This window comes from Microcoleus sp. B3-A4 (assembly GCF_036705385.1).
Lineage (GTDB): Bacteria > Cyanobacteriota > Cyanobacteriia > Cyanobacteriales > Microcoleaceae > Microcoleus.
In genome coordinates this window covers 1-17,686 of the sequence record NZ_JAUBUI010000104.1, presented here as the reverse complement: position 1 = coordinate 17,686, position 17,686 = coordinate 1, and the positions used below count along the sequence as shown (strand labels likewise).

Annotated in this window: 13 protein-coding genes; 5 read left to right on the top strand and 8 right to left on the bottom strand. The window is 47.3% G+C overall.

Annotated features, from left to right (window positions below):
* Positions 1-107 precede the first annotated feature (107 nt).
* On the top strand, positions 108-980 hold the full coding sequence (locus tag QUB33_RS26110) for a CpsD/CapB family tyrosine-protein kinase (protein WP_333356406.1): 873 nt from the start codon (positions 108-110) through the stop codon (positions 978-980).
* Positions 981-1,302: 322 nt separating this feature from the next.
* Positions 1,303-1,668, top strand: coding sequence for a response regulator transcription factor (locus tag QUB33_RS26105; protein WP_039886668.1), 366 nt, complete (start codon positions 1,303-1,305; stop codon positions 1,666-1,668).
* Between the two features lie 66 nt (positions 1,669-1,734).
* Here the strand turns inward: QUB33_RS26105 and QUB33_RS26100 are convergent, their stop codons facing one another.
* From QUB33_RS26100 to QUB33_RS26075, 6 genes are all read right to left on the bottom strand, one after another.
* Positions 1,735-2,232, bottom strand: a complete 498-nt coding sequence (locus QUB33_RS26100; RefSeq protein WP_333356402.1) for a hypothetical protein — start codon at positions 2,230-2,232, stop codon at positions 1,735-1,737.
* 321 nt (positions 2,233-2,553) lie between these two features.
* Positions 2,554-5,472, bottom strand: coding sequence for a response regulator (locus QUB33_RS26095; protein ID WP_333356399.1), 2,919 nt, complete (start codon positions 5,470-5,472; stop codon positions 2,554-2,556).
* A gap of 426 nt (positions 5,473-5,898) precedes the next feature.
* The gene (locus tag QUB33_RS26090; RefSeq protein WP_333356396.1) at positions 5,899-7,374 is read right to left on the bottom strand and encodes an ATP-binding protein; all 1,476 of its coding nucleotides are present in this window, start codon (positions 7,372-7,374) and stop codon (positions 5,899-5,901) included.
* Between the two features lie 180 nt (positions 7,375-7,554).
* Entirely contained in the window at positions 7,555-8,016 is a 462-nt protein-coding gene (locus QUB33_RS26085; protein WP_333356393.1) for a response regulator, read from the bottom strand.
* Entirely contained in the window at positions 7,979-9,937 is a 1,959-nt protein-coding gene (locus QUB33_RS26080) for a CHASE3 domain-containing protein (protein ID WP_333356390.1), read from the bottom strand. The genes QUB33_RS26085 and QUB33_RS26080 overlap by 38 nt, the downstream gene beginning before the upstream one ends.
* Positions 9,938-10,665: 728 nt before the next feature.
* Positions 10,666-11,871: a 4-hydroxy-3-methylbut-2-enyl diphosphate reductase gene (locus QUB33_RS26075; protein ID WP_333356387.1), complete on the bottom strand. Its 1,206-nt coding sequence runs from the start codon at positions 11,869-11,871 to the stop codon at positions 10,666-10,668.
* Positions 11,872-12,044: 173 nt separating this feature from the next.
* On the opposite strand from QUB33_RS26075, the gene QUB33_RS26070 reads away from it, so the two are divergent.
* Positions 12,045-12,434 (top strand): GxxExxY protein, encoded by a 390-nt coding sequence (locus QUB33_RS26070; RefSeq protein WP_333356384.1) that lies wholly within the window; start codon positions 12,045-12,047, stop codon positions 12,432-12,434.
* Between the two features lie 150 nt (positions 12,435-12,584).
* Here the strand turns inward: QUB33_RS26070 and QUB33_RS26065 are convergent, their stop codons facing one another.
* Positions 12,585-14,018 (bottom strand): ammonium transporter, encoded by a 1,434-nt coding sequence (locus QUB33_RS26065; protein WP_333356381.1) that lies wholly within the window; start codon positions 14,016-14,018, stop codon positions 12,585-12,587.
* Between the two features lie 499 nt (positions 14,019-14,517).
* Between QUB33_RS26065 and QUB33_RS26060 the strand changes: the two genes are divergently transcribed.
* Entirely contained in the window at positions 14,518-15,723 is a 1,206-nt protein-coding gene (locus QUB33_RS26060) for a transposase (RefSeq protein ID WP_333356377.1), read from the top strand.
* A gap of 73 nt (positions 15,724-15,796) precedes the next feature.
* Here QUB33_RS26060 and QUB33_RS26055 read toward each other — a convergent pair whose 3' ends face one another.
* Positions 15,797-16,714 (bottom strand): SGNH/GDSL hydrolase family protein, encoded by a 918-nt coding sequence (locus QUB33_RS26055; protein ID WP_333356374.1) that lies wholly within the window; start codon positions 16,712-16,714, stop codon positions 15,797-15,799.
* A 290-nt stretch (positions 16,715-17,004) separates the two neighbouring features.
* Here QUB33_RS26055 and QUB33_RS26050 point away from each other — a divergent pair, with 290 nt between their 5' ends.
* Positions 17,005-17,607 (top strand): IS607 family transposase, encoded by a 603-nt coding sequence (locus QUB33_RS26050; protein WP_333356371.1) that lies wholly within the window; start codon positions 17,005-17,007, stop codon positions 17,605-17,607.
* Positions 17,608-17,686 lie beyond the last annotated feature (79 nt).

Here is a 17,686-nt window from a genome sequence, read left to right as displayed (position 1 = left end):
TAAATTATTAATACATTACCTAAAATTTCAGGATGTTCCCGTTCCGGCAGTATTCATACCTTGATTCAGCAACGCCTACTGTGTTCCACACTCCAGAATCACTGAGAATGGCCACAAGATTGCCAATACTTGGGGTGATTCCGTTTACCAAGAAAGTCAAGCGCAGACGACCAGCCCGACAGAGAAAACTAACATCGGCTCGCTCTAACTCGAAAGTGGAAGTAGTCGAACCGGTCGAAGCTAGACATACTGGTTCGATGAGCGGGGGATCAACAAGTATTTTGAGCGACTTGGACTATCAATTTTTAGAAGCATTTCGATCGCTCTACACGAACATTCACTTGCTCAGTGCAGGCACGGCGATTCGATCGCTCTTAGTCGGCTCAGCCGTAGCCGGAGACGGCAAATCTACAGTAGCTTTGCACCTGGCAGCCACAGCAGCAGCAGTCGGACAGCGAGTCTTGTTAGTAGATGCAGACTTGCGCTGCCCGCAACTGCACGCTAAGTTAGGACTGCCAAACGTGCGTGGCCTGGGCGATGCCATCTCCACGGATCTCAGCCTCAACGACGCGATTCAACGAGCCCCGAACCAAGAAAATTTGTTCGTACTCACCGCCGGCCAAATTGCCCCCGATCCGATCAAGCTTCTTTCTTCCAAAAAAATGCAGTATCTGATGGAGCAATTTCAAGCATTTTTTGATTTAGTAATTTATGACACCCCGCCAGTGACTGGCTTGGCAGACACCCACTTGATCGCAGCTCATACAGACGCTACGATTATGGTTGTCCAAATTGGGCAAACAGACCGATCGCAAGTTCGTAAAGTTTTAGAAGAATTAAAAATTTCTGGAGCTTCCGTCTTGGGAATCGTTGCTAACGGCTGCAAAAACACCGGTCACAGCTACCGCCAGCGCCCGGTCGTTTTAGACACGCTCTACGACCAAAAACTATCGGCTTTAGGTACGAAAAATCCTAAGTAGACAAATGTGGATGCAGGCGGCCGAGCGCCGCCGTCCTCAACCGGAAACGCACAACCAAGCTATACCCTTATTTTTTGATAATAGTACCATTTGAGAAAGAAAATGATAGACTAACGGACGTAGCCTTGTGTGTCAACCGAGATTGCGCGGATATTTAAATTTTGCGGTAATTACTCAGAAAATGATTGAGAAATCAGCAAAAGTGGGTAAACTACATTTAGCAGAGCGCAATCTCAATCAGGAAAAGACACCTTTGAAGGTGAACGTTAGTGTAAACGTTAATGAGAACGTTTCAACCCAGAAACTTGGTAGGGATTATTCTATGAGTACAGTTATGGTTGTTGATGATAGCGTCACTCTGCGGGAGATGATCGCCGACTTGCTCAAAGGTAGAGGACTCAACGTCACGGTAGCGAGTGATGGCGTAGAAGCTCTAGAGCAAATCAAGGCTAACCGCCCAGATTTAGTCGTTCTGGATATCGTGATGCCCCGGATGAACGGCTACGAAGTCTGTCGTCGGCTCAAAAGCGACCCTAAAACCCAAAATTTGCCGGTGGTAATGTGTTCGAGCAAAAGCGAAGAGTTCGATCGCTATTGGGGGATGAAACAAGGAGCCGACGCTTATATCGCCAAGCCATTTCACCCTCAGGAATTGGTCGGCACTATTAAGCAATTGCTGCGAGGTTGAGGTTGAGGAATAGGGACAGGAAAAAAATTGTCTTGAGCGCTTATTATTTCTGCTCCCGCAGCCTCTCTAAACTACTCGATTGACAATAGTCCAAACATCCCCGTCCGATCGCACGTAGGGAACAGATATACTCTTAAAACCAGTAATAAAAGGCTTGTAATAAACCTGCCAGTAGCTGGGGCTAATTTGGTCGGCGATAGCTTTGAGTCCCTTCACTTCCGCCGCCAGTTCCGCCGCTAGTTCATTAATCCGTTCCGCGTGTCCCTGAGCTAGCAATCTTCCTTCTTCAACTTGCTGCTCCATCGGAGTGATTCTTTGCAACTTTACCGACTGCTGCTGTTTCTGAGCCATTTGAGCAGACAGAGCCGCGATCGCGTCATCTATACCCTTGACTTCTGCGGACACTTGTGCTGTTTCTCTCGCGTGACGCCGATAAGCATCGGCGATCGCTTGGGGCGAATCACCGGCTGGGACAGCATCGGCAATAGTAAGCTGCTGGCGTTCCAGTCGCAATTCCTCTATTTGAGAGTAAATTGCCTCTATATCTGTCTGAAGTTTGTCCACCTAATTACCGCGTGGTTGTTGGATATTTTAGCATATTAACACAAACCCCTCGCCTAATCGGCATAGAAATTGCATATTTTAGGCTGGCTAGAAGCAAAGCCCCGCAAGCAGAAGAGGAATAGTTTGAAAAATACAAATTTTTATATTTCTCAGTTGAGCGATTCAGTCGATATCCAGTCGGGTTAATCAGGTTGTATCCGGTAAAATTAGCATTATAGATTGGTAGTGAGGAAGGCAAGTACGAGCGAGTTTTACGAGGATTAAAGTCGTCACTAACAACACAATTCCTAATTACCAATTCCCCATTATTAATAGAATTTTTTAAGTTGTTAGCCCTTGCTGCTTCAACTGGACTATGGTCTCTACCAAGAGATCGGGTTGCACAGGTTTAGACAGATGTCGGTCAAAACCTGCAGCAAAAGCACGATCGCGGTCTTCATCCCTAGCATAAGCCGTCAGAGCGATCGCCCAAAATTTTCCTGTCTGTGTGTTCAAAGAACGCAGCCTTCGTACCAGCGAATAGCCGTCTTCCTCCGGCATTCCGATATCGCTGACCAAAACATCCGGGCTAAACTGCGAAGCCACCTCAAACGCCTCAGCAGCAGACGATGCAACCATGACAGTGGCCCCGGCATCTGCCAAGACAAACCTTATAAATTCCCGCGAATCAACCTCGTCATCAACCAGCAAAATCTTAACTCCCAGTAAATTACCAGCGTCAGCCCAAACCTGTGCTTCCTCCTCTGGGATCGAATTTACCTGCATCGCAGGGAGACGGAAAGTAAAAGTCGAGCCCATATTCAGTCCCGGACTCTGGGCCCAAACCGTGCCGCCGTGGAGTTCCACCAACTGCCGCACGATCGCCAGACCCAGCCCCAAACCGCTATAATTGCGAGTAATCGTAGCATCCGCTTGGCGGAAAGAGTCAAACACGTAAGGCAAAAAATTCGGTGCAACCCCAATTCCCGTGTCGGTAACAGCCAGCTCAACCTCCGAATCAACTCTCGAAAGCCGGATTTCAACTCGCCCCCCGCGCGGCGTAAACTTAATCGCATTCGTCAGCAAATTCCAAATTACTTGCTGCAAGCGGCCCGGGTCTCCTGATACCCAAAATCTCGGATTTAACTCAGATTCAGGATTGCCAGAAACCTTCCCAAGCTTGGAAAATTCACCAGTCTCTAAACCCAAATCTCCTATTGCAAACCGCAAATCGATCGACTTAGCATCGGCAGCCAACCGTACCGTATTCACCGCTCCTTCCACCATCGAAATCAAATTTACCGCACAAGGATTCAACGTCAACTTGCCGCGAATAATTCGCGAAATATCCAGCAAATCATCAATCAATTGAGTTTGCAATTTAGCATTTCGCTCGATCGTTTCTAAAGCCCGCCCCGTAGCAGCCGGACTCAAACTGCGTTGCTGCAGCAGTTGCGCCCAGCCCAAAATCGCGTTTAAAGGCGATCGCAGCTCATGAGAAAGAGTTGCCAAAAACTCATCTTTCATGCGATTTGCCTGCTGAGATTCCTCGTAAAGTCGGGCATTGTCGATCGCCCCAGACACCGTCTGAGCCAACTGCATTAAAATAGTTTCATCATCTTCGGCAAACTCCCCCTCATACTTGTCAGACAACTGAATCAATCCCAGATTTCTTCCGTCCCGAGTCGTCAGCGGTACAGCCAGCCAGCCCCGCATCGGCGGGTGCTTCCCCGCAGCCTTGCCGAAATCCCGCCATGCCGGGTCAGCCTCTAACTCGCTTTGAGTCATTCGCATCGCCTGTTGCTGCTGCCAAACTTTTTGGTAAATGCCTGTACCGTCTGGTTCCTCGCAGTAATCTTGCCACGCGGCGTATTTTTCTGACATGGAAAACTTGCTAATTCCCTCATCCCAGTTGGCTGCCGGGTTGAGGTTGACCGCTACCTGGTGGACTTCCAGAATTTGGCGGGCGCTATCGGCAGCTAACTGAAGTATTTCTGCCACCGACAGCGTGGAGTTGATAGCAACTGACGCGGAGGTTAACTTTTGCAGGCGGCGCAAATACGACCGCTCCCGGGCCAACGCGCGCGCGCGGTCGTATTCTAGCTGTTTGCGATCCGTAATGTCGATCGCCACGCCGGACAGCCGAAGGGGTGTGCCGGATGCGTCAAAAACCACTCGCCCTTTGTCGTGAAGCCAAATCACTGAGCCGTCGGGTCGCACTTTGCGGTATTCCGACTCGTAAACTCCCGTGCCGCTGAATGCGGCATCCAAATCTGCCAAAAACCTTTCGCGGTCTTCTGGATGCACCGCATTCTTTTTTTGCTCAAAAGTACCAAAGCTGCTGTTTGGGCCCAAACCCATCTGTGTTTCGGCATTGGAGGAGCGGCGGACTTCCCCCGATGCCAAATCCCAGGTAAAAGCGATCGTGTTAGCTGCTTCTAGAGCAAAGCGCAAATTTTCCTCGCTTTCTTGCACCCGGGCTTCCGATAATTTGCGCTCCGTAATATCCCAAACCAGGCCGCTCGATCGCACCGATTTACCCGTATCATCATCAAAAAACTTGCCCCTACTCGCGATCCAGTGCAAGCTGCCGTCGGGCCAAATGACTCTAAATTCGTACTTGTATTCTATTTTCTTTTCTAAAGCAAAGGTAACAGCGCCGGCGATCGATGCCTGGTCATCCGGGTGAATGCAGGCAAAAAACGCTTCGTAAGTTCCCAGAAAACTGCCTTTTTCTAACCCGAATAACAGTTCGTGTCCCTCCGACCAAACGACCTCGCCAGTTAATACATTCCAATCCCAAGTTCCCATTTTCGAGGCTTCGATCGCCAATCTCAGCCTTTCCTCCGAAATTGCCAACTGCGCCGACGTTTTCGCGTAGTTCTCGCGCAACTGCTGTTTTTTCAAGCTTTCGCCCACGGCCCCCGCCAGCCGCTTGAAGTGCCGCCCTTTGAACACGTAATCGCTCAAACCGGCTTTCATAGCTTCGACTGCCACTTCTTCGCTGCCGCTGTCAGTACACATAATTACCGGACAATTGGGGTAGCGGCTGTGAACTTTGTGGAGAATAGTTAATCCGTCGCTCCAGTGCAGTTGGTAGTCGGTAATTACTATATCAAAACCCCCGGCTCCCAGGATGTGTTCTAGAGTGTGGATATCAATAACGGACTTAATTGCTAAATCGGGAAAAGTTTTCCTCAGTTCTCGCTCGATCATCAGGCGATCGTTCGGGTTGTCGTCGATTAATAGAATAGACAGCATTAGCCTTTTAGTTTTTGTATGAGCGCAAACATTCTTAAATCTAACAATATGTTATTGAGCAATCTCGACAATTTAAATAGGTACTTGGTGGGTTAATTAGACTTGCCAATAATTTTATTGTATTTGCTTGTATTTTATTATATTTTAAAAGTTGTAGTATCCTCAACCAGCTTTTTAGGGGCGTGCCCACAACCAAATTAATTAAGTAAGTTGTTGTAAAACAGATCGGAAAGCCTGCTCAGGCGGTAAAGGTGCAAGAGATTACTTAACTATCATTATACTAATTGTTGATTCTGTCTTCGGGTGTGAACCAGCGGGTTGATTGATTTTTTGAGCTACAGCAGAATATTGCTGTTAAAACCCTCTTGCGTAGAACCTCATCTTTTTTTAAATCCCGATTCACTGCGCGTTGCCGAACTTGCTTCCTCAACTCTCGCACTTGCGTAATTTTACCCAGAAGCGGGTACCGATTCCCAAAGTCGATTTCACCCCGATCGCACCCCCCATCCGATCGACTCCTTTGCGAGCGATCGCCAGCCCTATACCCGTCCCTGGATACACTTCTTGACCGTGCAGGCGATCGAACAACCCAAAAATTCTCTCTTGAAATTTTTCTTCAATACCAATGCCGTTGTCTTCTACCCAAAGATAGATATATTCCTCCTCAGCTTCTGCATAAACTCGCACCTGCGGCTCTATCCCCGGCTGCACGAACTTAATAGCATTGGAGAGCAAGTTAGCCAAGATTTGCAGCAGCGTAGGAGGATGGGCTAACACCGTAGGTAGCGGTTCAACAACCGTTATCCGAGCTTGTTTTTGGGCAATTTCAGCCTCTAGTTGCGCGATCGAGCCAGCCACAATTAAATTAAGAGAGACTGCTTTTAGTGGCAAGTTAGCTTTGCTGAGGCGGCTGTACTCTAACAAATTTTCGATTAAAGTATTCATCAGACTTGCAGCGTCATTAATCCGATACAAGTAATCCTGTGCAGTAGCCTCCAACTCGCTGGCTTTCTCTTTAAGCAACATTTCAGCAAAAAACGAAATTCCCCGCAGAGGAGCGCGCAAGTCGTGAGAAACTGAATATGTAAATGATTCGAGCTGTGCGTTAACTTCTTCCAACTCAGCAGTACGCTCTCTCACCCGCTCTTCCAAAGTTTCATTAAATTCGCGTAAAGCAAGTTCAGCCTGCTTGAGTTCAGTAATATCTTCCACCAATCCCTCAATGGTACTTTCACCTTCTGCGCTGTAGAGATATTGAGAAAACCGAATCCATTTTACTCGACCGTCTGCCAAAGGAAATGAAATTTCGATATTTTGAGACCGAGACTCCCCTGAATCTAGGGGTTGCACAAACAATTGCTGCCGATAAATTTCTTGGACATCTGCTAAATTGCTGGCATCAAACAAGCGCAAAAAAGCTTGATTGCTTTCCAAAAGCTTCCCGTCGGAACTCGCTCGAAAAACTCCGACATTTAAGCGTTCTAGCAGAGAATGAAGTTGGTTTTCTAGTCGAGCAACTCGTTCCCAGGCGGCAACTCGATCGAGCACCCTGCGAACCGCAACGCCAAGGCGGACGTAGTGTTTGGGCGACTTGATAATGTAGTCATCCAATCCGGATTTCATCGCCTCTACAGCAATTTCTTCGTTGCCTGTATTCGTAAACATTACAATCGGGCATTCTGGATAACTGGATTTTATAGTTTTAAGCACATCTATACCGTTTGTCCAGCGTAGTTGGTAGTCGGTAATTACCAGATGGAATCCGCCTCGATTCAGTGCTTTCGCAAATAATTTATCGTCGGGAATTTCTGTTATTTGCAATTGCGAGAATTGCCGCTCTAACTCGCGTTTGACAAGCAGCCGATCCGTTGGGTTGTCGTCAATTACCAGAATGTGTACCACTTTAACAATCTATAATTGGGCTGTTAGCTAGAGTGCCGATCGATCGCTCCTAATAAAAATGTTGGATGTTGCCCTTTTAAAATAAAAAATGACGGGATTCCTCACTAAAAACTTAATTCACTCGTTACCAGAAACAGCCTGGTAACGAGGAAACAAGCAATAAAAATCGGTAAACAGCCACTATAAACCACTAAATTCTCTCGGTTCCGGCAGTTCGGTATAGTTGAGCCAATACTCCCTAAAACTCTGCATCATTTCTAATAAAGAAGCAAACCCGACTGGTTTAACCAAATAAGAATTTACCCCTAAATCGTAAGCTCGCTTGACATCAAGAGTTTGCCTAGAAGAAGTAAGCATAACCACCGGCAAGCGTTTTAGTTCCGGCTGCTGCTTCAGCCAAACCAGAACCTCGTGACCGGATCTCCTGGGCAATTTCAAGTCTAGTAAAATTATCGCAGGTAAAGGATAGCGATCGCGATCGCTGTATTCTCCGTCACCATTTAAATAAAAAACCGCTGCATCTCCATCTCGCACAATTTGCAGCGAAGTATTAGCAAAAATCTCATTGCGAAAAGCCCGCTGCATCAACAAAACATCAACGGGGTTATCTTCCACCAGTAAAATCGTCTGCGTTTGGCTCATGCTTCCTCAGTTCTATCCAAAATCGACTGCCTTGTCCTACTTGAGATTCCACTCCAACTTGACCGCCCATGCGATCGACTCCTTTTTTTACAATAGCTAATCCTATACCAGTTCCGGGGTAAGATTCGATACCGTGCAGCCGTTCAAAAACCCGAAAAATGCGTTTTTGATGTTCTTGAGCAATTCCGATGCCGTTGTCTTCTACCCACAGACGGATTATGGGGAATGGCAATACAGGGCTGACCATAAGTAACTGGGAATGTTCCCACTGTCCCACAGTTCCCCTTTCCAATTCTCCCGCTGTATCGCTGTCTGTCTCTCCCTCTTGAGGCAGCTCAAGTTCCTCGGCCCATATCTGCACTTGGGGTGGTGTGCCTTCCACAAATTTTATAGCATTGGTGAGCAGATTTGCGATTACTTGAACTAAAGTAACGCGGTGGGCAATTACCGCAGGCAAGGGTGCTCGAACACTGATTTGAGCCTGTCTGGATTTAGCGTCAGCTTTTACCATAGCAATTGCCTCGGTCACAGCAGATTCTAAGTCTAAAACTTGCAGCGATAAATCAGTGCGGCTCAGGTGGCTGTAAGCTAGCAAATCTTGGATTAATTCTTCTAGTTGTTGCCCAGAATTAACAATTTGCTGGGCGTATTCTTGACCGAGTTCGTCGAGGATGTCACGGTAATCTTCTAATAAAGCTTCAGCCAATCCCTGCATTCCCCGCAGGGGGGCACGCAAATCGTGGGCTACGGTATAGGCGAAAGCTTCTAATTCTTCGTTAGCTGCTTGAAGTTGATTGGTGCGGAGTTCCACTCGCCGTTCTAACGTAGCGTTGAGCATCCGAATTTCTGCTTCTGCTTGTTTGCGCGCAGTTATGTCAATGGCGGTACTAATTACTAAACTTCTGCCGTCGGAAAGCTTGCCTAGAGGTGCGGAATAAAACTCCCAAATTCGACTTTCGCCGCTGGCTGTGGTAATCATATATTCGCCTTCAGAAATGCGCGCGTTTAATTCGTGCAGCCGAGCGATATCTGCTTGCACTAGCGATTGGCGGCTGTGGTAAGCTTTTTCTGTCCAATCTTCAATTGTGGGAATTTCTGAGTATTCGTAGCCTGAGAGTTCTGTCCAAGCGGAGTTAATTTGCAAAACTTTTCCGTTTTCAGCGTGCAGCATAATTGGCAGCGGTGCGTTGAAAATGGCGCTGCGGAAACGTTCTTCGCTTAATTGTAGGGAGTGGCGATCGTGTTCTAGCTGGTCTAAAAGTTGATTTTGCTTAATTTCGGCCTTGTCGCGCAAAGTTCGATCGCGCTTCACCAAATAGTAAACCAACACCATCAACAGGAAATTTACTAAACTCGCAACGGTAAAACTCAGGATTGTCAAATTAGCGCTCCTTTGAGATTCTCGGGCGCGCTGCTGCAATAGCTGAGTTTCTTCGGCAGTCATGGCGGCTATCTGCTGCCGAATGTCCCCCATGAGTTGCTTTCCCCTACCAGTTTTTATTTGCCGCACGGCTGCTGCTAAGTTTTGTTTGCGTCGCACATTGAGGGTTCCTTCAAGGTCGGCTAATTTAGAGTCGATCGCAATTTGAAAATTGCGAAGGCGCTGTTGCTGCCGCTTATTGTCAGCCGTTAGCTGTTGCAATCCGGCTACTTGTTGGTTGATGCGGGCGATCGCGCTGTTATACGGTTCTAAATACCGTTCTTCTCCCGTCAGCAAATAACCGCGCTGTCCGGTTTCAGCATCTTTTAACGTGGAAAGCGTAGCTTCGAGTTCGGTTAAAACTTGGTGAGTGTGGCTCACCCAGCGTTCGTTTTCGACTAACTTGAGAGTGTTGCGGTAGGAAGTAGCCGCATTAAAAATTAGCAGGGCCACGACCATTCCGATACCTGCCGTGATTTGGGGAGTCAGTGATTGTTTCATGAAATAGTCGCTGTGCGAGTCCTGCTTTTTTTTATTTTAACTGGATGCCGACTACTCGATTTTTTGGCGCGGGCCTATAGGGGGGCTAAAGACTATAAATTTAAGGCTCAAATGTGCGATCGATCTTGTTTGTAACTTAGTTTCGATTCTTTTCGCATCCCCCTTAAGCCAGAAATTGCTCTCTTGCGTCTCGTGATTCAGGCCAACGCCACACAATTTAGGGTTGCAAACAAAGCTTTATCCGCCATGTTTTGTTGCATCGATCGTGCTGCTTTTACAGTTTCAAATCGCGGCGCAAAAAAAGGAGTTTTCACCTATTGATTTAAGTTGATTTTTGGGGTATATTTTAGATAATGGGAGTGGGAAACCAAATTTTAATTTCGCCAACATTCCCATTGTTAAATAATACCTTGTCAAGCCGGCAGCGTCAAGGTTTTTACCGCAAAAAAAAGGCGAATTTTTAATACTTTATTTAATAAATAATTTGTTGGACGCAGGGGAAAAATTCACAGGAACGATGGCGCGGGTGAATAGTATCAACAATTCGAGCAATCGGGTAACTGCTGAGAATAAATGGGTGGAAATTAGTGGAATCTCAAATCCGGTTATATCGGAATTATACTCTCTTGGCTTACGTGAGAGCGATCGAGCGATGTCACCAGCGAGGAATCACGCAAGTGCTGCACTGAGAAAATTATGATTCCCAGTGCAGTGCAGAAACAATATAATTAGACAATCGCAGCGGCTTTCATCGCGAAAATGCGATCGATCGCATCTTCAACAACCTTATCAGGCGTAGAAGCACCCGAAGTCACGCCGACTACAATTTTACCATCCGGTAGCCAACCTTCGGTTACGATCAAATCAGCCCCCAAAGGCTTGTGTTCGATCCGATTTCCGGGTAAAATGCGCTCCGCACAATCAATGTGATAAGAAGGAACAGTTTTGTCGATCGCAATTTCCTGCAAATGCGTAGTATTAGAAGAATTAAAACCCCCAATCACCAGCATCAAATCCAACTTTTCCTCAACCAAACTTAACATAGCATCTTGGCGTTCCTGAGTCGCATCGCAGATAGTATTAAAACTCTGAAAATGCTCGTTCAAATTTTCAGGCCCAAACTTCCGCATCATCGTTTTTTCAAATAACTTGCCAATGTTCTCTGTCTCAGTTTTGAGCATAGTAGTTTGGTTAGCAATACCAACACTTTCCAAATCCACATCGGGGTCAAAACCAGCAGAATAAGCCTTGCTAAATTTAGCAAGAAACTCATCGCGGTCGCCCCCATGCAAGATATAATTGCTGACATATTCAGCTTCCTGGAAATTCAATACAATCAAATACTTATCAGCAAAAGAACTCGTAGCAACAGTTTCCTCATGCTTGTATTGACCGTGAATAATCGAAGTATAATTCCTCTTTTTGTGCTTTTCAACAGTATTCCAAACCTTAGAAACCCAAGGACAAGTAGTATCAACAATCTTGCAGCCCTTATCATTAAGCAACTGCATTTCTTGCACGCTTGCTCCAAAAGCTGGTAAAATTACCACATCGCCGCTATCGACAACCGAAAAATCTTTCTGTCCCTTCTCGACAGAAATAAAACCAACCTCCATATCCCGCAAATGCTGATTTACAGACGGATTGTGAATAATCTCATTAGTAATCCAAATCCGTTCTGACGGGAAATGTTTGCGAGTCTCGTAAGCAATAGCTACAGCGCGTTCCACCCCCCAGCAAAAGCCAAAAGCCTCAGCCAGCCGGATCGTAACTGCGCCGCGTTCTAGCCTGTAATTATTGTCGCGAATTTGCTGGATCAGACTGCTTTGATAAGCCGTCTGCATCACCCCAGCTACCTCAGCTTCGTGTCCGAAACCCTTGCGGTGGTAGTTTTCAGACTGTTGGAGCGATCGTTTAAAAGCTTTAGTATCCATGCGGTATCGAGTTGAAATCTAGGTTAATTACCTTTGATTTTAGAATGCCTGGGGTGCGATCGCGATTATGGGTTCAGAGCGAAGAGGGGATATGCTATTTATACGATCGACACATGAGAGGGAAGAAAGAATGAACCGCGAAGACGCGAAGGAAGAAGGAAGAAGAAAGAAGAATGAGACAATTGGGCGAACAGGTAGAACAGTTGGCTTATAGAGCGATTGGGGCGGCTATTGAGGTGCATCGGCTTTTGGGGCCAGGATTTTTAGAATCAGTGTATCAGGAATCCTTAGAAGTTGAATTTCGGATGCGAGGGATACCTTGTCAGCCTAAAAAGCCAGTAGCAATCACCTACAAAGGTCATCAAGTCGGCGAAGGTCAATTAGACTTTATGGTTGGCGATATCCTCATTGTCGAACTAAAAGCTGTAGAAAAGGTAGCTCCCATCCACGAAGCCCAAGTTATCTCCTATCTTAAAATTACCAAAAACACTCTAGGTCTTCCGATCGACTTCAACGTTCCAATCCTCAAAGAAGGCATCAAACGCATAATTCTCTCATCTTAACCCTTCTTCCTCTTCCTTCTTCGCGCTCTACCCTACGGGAACGGCTTCGCCGAACGCGCCTTCGCGGTTCGTAAAAAAAAAACTTAAAAAAAGCCGAGAGACCCAGATAGCTGAGTCTCTGCACGATCGAACTTATTCAGAAAATCAGCTTCAAACCTTCTTCGGCGCAAAAGGAGAGCTCGATTCAAACGAACTGAAACCGCCGGCAAAATCCTCACCGTAAGCTTCTTCCCCATGCTCGCCGATATCCAAACCTTGGTCTTCAGCAGATGAGGGCACTCGCAGTTCCATAAACTGCCCCAAAATTTTCAGGATCACAAAAGTGCCCACAGCCGCAAACACGTAAGTAGCTAGAACGCCTACAAACTGGGTGACTATTAGCCCCGGATTCCCCGCAAACAGCCCGTCATTTCCGAGATCGTTAACGGCTTTAGTCGCAAACACACCTGTCAGAAGCGCGCCTATAGTTCCGCCGACGCCGTGAATCGGGAAGGTATCCAAAGAGTCGTCAAATCCCAGCTTAGCCCGGAAACTAACGGCAAAGAAGCAGCAAACCGAAGTGATCGATCCGATCAAAAGCGCCCCCACGGGAAGCACGAATCCAGCGGCAGGTGTGATGCCCACCAATCCCGCGAGGAAACCGCTAGCAATTCCCACTGCTGTCGGTTTGCCTCTGAGAACCCATTCCACAATTGTCCAAGTTAAACCCCCGGCTGCTGCAGAAATCATCGTCGTGACAAAAGCCACGGTTGCTAAAGAACCAGCTCCCAAAGCGCTACCGCCGTTGAAGCCACACCAGCCGAACCACAGCATCCCAATTCCCAGCAATACGTAGGGTACGTTGTGAGGGGTGTGGGGCTTGTTCAAGTGGTCTTTGCGAGGCCCGATCATCCAAGCTGCGACAACCGCAGAAACACCGGAACTGATGTGTACGACTGTGCCGCCGGCAAAGTCCAGAGATCCGATCGCCTGCAGCCAGCCTCTACCCCAAACCCAGTGGGCTAAAGGAGAGTAGATGAAGGTAGACCACAGCAGCACGAACCAGAAATAGGTTTTAAATGTTACCCGTTCGACGATCGCCCCGGAAATCAACGCTGGAGTGATGATGGCGAACATCATCTGGTAAACCATGAAGAGTTGGTGGGGTATTGTCGGTGCGTAGCCGATCGGATCTGGTGTGTCCGCCGTGACGTTGTTCAAGAACATCCAGTCCAGGCCGCCGAGAAAGGTTTCGAGTCCTTGGGCAAACCCTTTATCATTGAGGTTGCTGCGAGTGACATCAAAAGCCAAACTGTAGCCCCACAGCGTCCAGGTGACGCCGATGACTCCCATCATGACCAAGCTCATCATCATGGTGTTGAGGACGTTGCGCGATCGCACCAATCCCCCGTAGAAAAACGCCAGCCCCGGTGTCATTAACAGCACCAGTGCTGAGGAAACCAACATCCAAGCCGTATCGCCGGTGTCGATCGGATTCGGCGCCACCGCAGCAGCACCAGCATCTTGAGCTAAGGCATTGTCCATCAGCGGTCCGCTTAACAGCCACAGCGCCATCATGCCGATCGTTAAACTTTTTTTGATCACGTTAGTTGTACCTTCTCATACTCAGCAATTTTCAGGGAAGACCGAGCCGATTTTAGATGCGAGGATTTTAGATGCAATAGTTATTTGGTTTTAAGTCCCTGTTTTAGCGGAACAAATCTTCAATAGATAATTCCCCAATCCTCAACCCCCCGACTTCGTATAACCGGACTCATCTAAATTTGTCCACACTCAATCCAACGGTCTATGCCTTTTGGATTGCACCATTTGTACCAACAGTTATTCTGTATCAGCCTATACTAAATAGCTAAGTATCATATTTCTTAATCTATCCGCCGTTACTTGACATAGCCAGTGATAGCAGAGTAATCCGAGAGGGGGAGTTGAGGAGAGGACAGGAGTTTTGAGTTGGGGAGAGTGGGAGGAGGAGAGGGGGAGAGTTGGGGAGAATGTTACCAAAAATAATGGGTTTAAAGCCCCGTCCTTCTAGGACGGCTTTCTTTAACGGTGGTATACTTACGCTAGTTATGTCAGCGTAAGTATGCTTGTTTTTGAGGCAAAACTAGAGGGACAAAGCGAGCAGTACGAGCGGCTCGATGAAGCCATTCGTACTGCTCGCTTTGTCCGCAATAGCGGCCTTAGATACTGGTTGGACAACTTGGGGATTGGCAAGTACGAGTTGAGCGCCTATTGCGCTGTTCTCGGCAAAGAGTTTCCGTTCGCCGGCAAACTTAATTCCCAAGCTCGACAAGCTTCTGCCGATCGGGCTTGGAGTTCTATCGCTCGGTTTTATGACAATTGCAAAAAAAGCAAGCCCGGGAAGAAAGGCTTCCCACGCTTTAAGAAGCATCAAACACATGGCTCTGTTGAATATAAAACAACGGGCTGGAAGTTGTCGTTCGATAGACGAACTATCACCTTCACTGATGGGTTTGAAGCAGGAAGCTTCAAGATGTGGGGAACTCGTGACCTTCACTTCTACCAGTTGAAGCAGATTAAGCGAGTGCGTGTTGTTCGTAGAGCTGATGGGTACTACGTTCAGTTTTGCCTTGACCAAGAACGGGTAGAGAAGAGAAAGCCAACGGGTAAGACTGTTGGACTGGATGTTGGATTGACTCACTTCTACACCGATTCGGACGGTCAGACAATCGAGAACCCCCGTCATCTGAGAAAGTCCGAGAAAGCGCTCAAGCGTCTTAGTCGTAAACTTTCTCGCACGACCAAAGGCTCGAAAAACAGAGCCAAAGCGAGAAATCGCCTGAGTAGAAAACACCTCAAGGTAAGTAGGCAGCGTAAAGATTTTGCCGTGAAGTTGGCAAGATGCGTCATCCAGTCTAACGACTTGGTTGCCTATGAGGACTTGCAGGTGCGTAACATGGTCCGAAACAGACAACTGTCTAAGTCTATATCTGATGCTGCATGGTCGGCTTTCCGTCAATGGTTGGAATATTTTGGCAAGGTGTTTGGTGTGGTAACGGTTGCCGTACCACCGCACTACACTTCTCAACACTGTTCCAACTGTGGGGAAGTCATCAAGAAGTCTTTGAGTCAAAGAACACATCGCTGTCACCATTGTGGTTTTGTACTAGACCGAGACTGGAATGCAGCAATTAACATACTTGAGTTAGCACTCCGTACCGTGGGGCACACGGGAACGTTAAACGCCTCTGAAGACATCGACCTCTGCATTGGTGAGGCAACTCCTCAATGTAAGTCGAGTCGTGGAAAGAGGAAGCCCAAGAAGTGATTCTTGGAATCCTGCGGTACGGCCGGGGAGGATGTCAATTTATCCTTTATCTTTCTAACTAATGACTAATAACTCATGACTCATTTTTCAACTGCATCTGATCGAACAGTTGCAGGGCCGAGCGCCAAACCAGATAACCTTGATCGTTAAGGTGCAAGCCGTCTGTGCTGAGTTCGGTTGGCAAATTGCCGTCAGCATCCGCAAACAGCGGGTACAAATCCAGATACAAAACATTTTCAGAACTAGCAATTTCTTTCAGCCGTCGATTGATTGCCCTAATCCGACTGTTAGGAATCGCCAACAGGCGATCGCGATTTTCCCAAGTAGCTTGTTCCCCGCTGTGCGGCAAAATCGACTGCACAACTACTTCTGCTTTGGGGTGAGCCCACCGCAAATCGCGAATAATCTGTCGCTGGTTGTCCAAAATCCCTTCGTCGCTGGTCCCCCGCAACAAATCGTTAATCCCGATCATCACAAACACCGTATCCGGCGCAGTCCGATCGAACAACTGCAACCGCTTCAGCAAACCCACGGAAGTCTCCCCCGAAATCCCTTGATTCAGCCAAAATCGATCGACTGGTAACAGCTTGGTCGGAAACCACATACTTAGAGAATCCCCAGCCAAAACACTCAGCCTTGAGGGTCGATTCGCCGCCGCCGCCTCAGCTTCGCGACCCAACTGCGTCACCCACTGCTGGTAAGTCCATTTATGTCGCGGTCCTGGAACGGGCACGTCTAGCACTGGGTTTGCAGAGCTCACCGGTTGCTCAATTTGTTCCTGGGCGCCTTCTGCCGTCACCGCATCATTCGCCTGGAAGCTTTCTGTCAAGTTGTGTCCCCCCAGGAGTAGTTGAGCAAGTGTGAATATCAGTACCCCGTTCGTCACCAAAGATAGCAAAGCCCAAACCGGAACAGCTTTCGATCGGCTAACTTCCATCCCTAAGAGGGATTTATGAGTTCTACTTCTGCTACCTCCTCCAAACTTCTCCATAAACCCAAGCTATTTGCAGGCCTCACACCGAATAATTTGCACTGATTGCTGCATCCATGCATCCAATTTTACCGCTCAATTAAAGCCTCAATTCTTGTAAGAATCAAGCACTGTGCTGTGTTGGGCAAGGGCGGCGATGCAGAACTTTGCTTTTTCGCACTACTTTACCATAAAAAATCTGCCTGCCAAACTTTCTTGCACGGCAATCGGATTTGTCCAAGCTGCAGCACGGCACAAAAATATATCTAAAAGTGATCGAACTTGCTTAGTTCTGATGCTAAAATCCAAAAATGAAAAAATTAACTATAACTGAAGCAGCCAAAATTAAAGGTGTGAGCGCTTCCACCTTACGCAGGTGGGAAGCCGAAGGCAAGCTAATACCGGAACGCACGGCTAACGGTCACAGACGGTACGACCTAGCTCATCTTCTCGGCTTAAAACCCAACGGCGCTTTAACCATAGCTTACGCTAGGGTTAGCAGCCACGACCAAAAGGATGATTTAGACAGACAAAAACAAGTTTTGGAATTGTTTTGTGCCTCTCACGGCTGGCAATTCCAAATCATTGATGATGTGGGTTCTGGGGTTAATTACAGTAAGCGGGGTTTACAACATCTAATTAGGGCGATCGCAGACAATCAAGTAGAAAGACTGGTATTAACTCACAAAGACAGACTGCTGAGATTTGGTTCTGAACTAATTTTTAATTTGTGCGAACACTTTGGGACAGAGGTAGTGATTGTAAATCAAACCGAAAATGCTAGCTGTGACGAGGATTTAGCTAAAGATATACTAGAAATAATCACTGTTGTCTCCGCCCGCCTAGATGCCAGCAGGAACCCCAAGAACAAGCGCATCGTTGAAGAACTTAAAGCAATTGGCAATAAACTCTAATCGTAAGGATTCAGGTCTTTGATTGGGGAACAAGAGAAGGCATGAAAAAGCCACAAGAATGGGCAGATATAGCATCACG